The organism is Streptomyces sp. NPDC002573, assembly GCF_042889625.1.
Classification (GTDB): domain Bacteria; phylum Actinomycetota; class Actinomycetes; order Streptomycetales; family Streptomycetaceae; genus Streptomyces; species Streptomyces gibsoniae.
The window spans coordinates 1-1,931 of record NZ_JBIARC010000242.1 but is presented as its reverse complement, the minus strand read 5'-3'; the positions used below and the strand labels follow the sequence as shown (position 1 = coordinate 1,931).

Sequence of the window (1,931 nt, the reverse complement as noted above, 5' to 3'; positions counted from 1 at the left end):
CTTCACCACCAAGCCAACCGAACCTGAACCGCAGATCACCCCACAACCGGAACCGAAACAGCTGCCGTGACTACACCACCCCGCGGGACATGACCGGTGGCGAAGCCAGCACCGCCGACATCGACCGCTGGCGGCGGTCATGCGCAATTCCGACGCATCCGGCCACCGGCCGGATAATGTGAGCGCTGGGTCCTGTCATCGCTGCGAGGCGGGAATGGCAAAGCTTGACGCGCCTTGACGAATGCCAGGTCGGCGGCGCGCGCTGGAACGTCGAGGACATCTGGAGCGCTCGACCTCGATTCTTCCGAGGGCTGATGGCGGCGGTGAGAGCGGCTGGTTGCCCGGTATGCCCGTGCCGTGTCGGGACTGGCCGTCGCGTGACGCTGCGGGTGCGCCGGCTTCCACGGGCCGGAGTCCTGCCGGTCCGCTCCTTCCTGGTCCTTGTCGGGGTGAGGACCGGCCGTCAGGCGAGGGCCGGAAGCTGGGTGGCCCGCTGCCAGGCGGTGGTGAACGTCGGCGCCCATGGCCAGGTGCGGTCCAGGTGGAGGATGCGTCTGCGGGCGTGGGCGGTGAGGCGGGCGGGCAGGTGGTACAGCTTCATGCGGATCGTCTCCGGCTCCGCGGCGGCGAGTTCGGGTTCGTCGTGCAGCAGGAGGAGCCGGGTCCATGCGTCGAGGTCGGCGGCGAGGGTGGCAGCCAGTACCCAGGCGACGTTCAGCTGCCAGGACTTGGAGGGCAGCAGCCCGAGGCCGACCCGTTTGATGGCTTTGATGCGGTCCTCGACCTCGGCGTGATCGCGGTAGAGGGCGTCGACGAACCACACCTGTCCGGAGGCCGGAACCCCGGAAAGCCCCTGGTGGGCGGGGATGTTCGTGGATCAAGGATCACGCCGAGGAGGCCCACATCCCAATTGAGGAATGGCTCCGCTGGCAGGAATGGGACAAGCCGTGAACGACACCGCAGGTGCGACTGCCGCAGATGCGTGAGCAGATCATCTCCGCGGTCCATGCGCTGTCCCGACCCCGACCACCAGCGACGCGTCTGGATCGAGCGCCAGTACCCGCATCCGGGCTACGTCGACGACCTCACGCTGAACATCCACATCCACTACGACGACACCGCCGTACTGGACGACCCTTCCGCGGCGATCGGCACCACACTCCGCGACGCCTCGGAGGCACAGGCGATGCAACGCCTCGCCGACCGCCTCGACGAGATCCTCGACGCCCTAAAGCCCGAGACGGACGACGCCTCCTACCTCGGACATCCACTGTGGCCAGGCGTCGTCAAAGCCGCGGCGCAGGCCCACGCGGCCCTCATCCGGTGACCCGCTGAGGACCCCGACAGCCTCAGCGCCTCGGAGCTGACCACACCACATCCCGCCGCTCCCTCCGGCCCGGCCGCACACTCGACCGGGCCGGCGGGAGCCCGACCGGACAGCTCCAGCCGCCGACCGGGCCGCCGCACCACCGCCCGGGCCCCGCTGGAACCCAGGCGGTCGCCGGCGCGATCGCGGGCGCTGGCACCGTGGACCGGAACGGCAAGGTCGCTGCACCGCACGCCCGTGACCAGCACTGCCGCCGCCCCTCGGCGAGGCGTGGAGTAACTGCGCTTCCCCCAACGGCAGTTGAGATCGTGCGACCAACAACAACGAGCTCGCCGAAGGTGTCTCCCTTGTCTACCAGTGCAAGCTGAACGTGTCCACGCGCACCATCTATCTCACGGACCACGCCCCGATCCCACCTGAAGGAGGCAGAACCCGCCCGCCCCAGCCCTCGTGTGGGGTGCTGGGGTGGGCGGTTCAGGGGAGTGGGAGGTGGCGAGTCGGGGTGGGTGCGGCCGGGCGCTTTGGCTGTGCTAGGCGACACCCATGGGTTACAGAGTGCGGGTGAGGCGGTCGGTGAGCAGCCGGGTGAAGCGGGCCGGGTCGG

General features: G+C 69.4%; 2 protein-coding genes. One reads left to right on the top strand and one right to left on the bottom strand.

All coding sequences use genetic code 11. The features are described 5' to 3' along the window. Positions 1-463: 463 nt before the first annotated feature. Positions 464-823 (bottom strand): transposase, encoded by a 360-nt coding sequence (locus tag ACFYX0_RS47635; protein WP_388982063.1) that lies wholly within the window; start codon positions 821-823, stop codon positions 464-466. Between the two features lie 183 nt (positions 824-1,006). Between ACFYX0_RS47635 and ACFYX0_RS47630 the strand changes: the two genes are divergently transcribed. Further along, positions 1,007-1,327 carry a hypothetical protein gene (locus ACFYX0_RS47630; RefSeq protein WP_388982060.1) on the top strand — a complete coding sequence of 107 codons (321 nt, stop codon included), beginning with the start codon at positions 1,007-1,009 and terminating at the stop codon, positions 1,325-1,327. Positions 1,328-1,931: the final 604 nt, after the last annotated feature.

Excerpts from the sequence above, each read along its gene's own strand:
- ACFYX0_RS47630 (WP_388982060.1), top strand. The coding sequence starts at position 1,007 with ATGCGCTGTCCCGACCCCGACCACCAGCGACGCGTCTGGATCGAGCGC.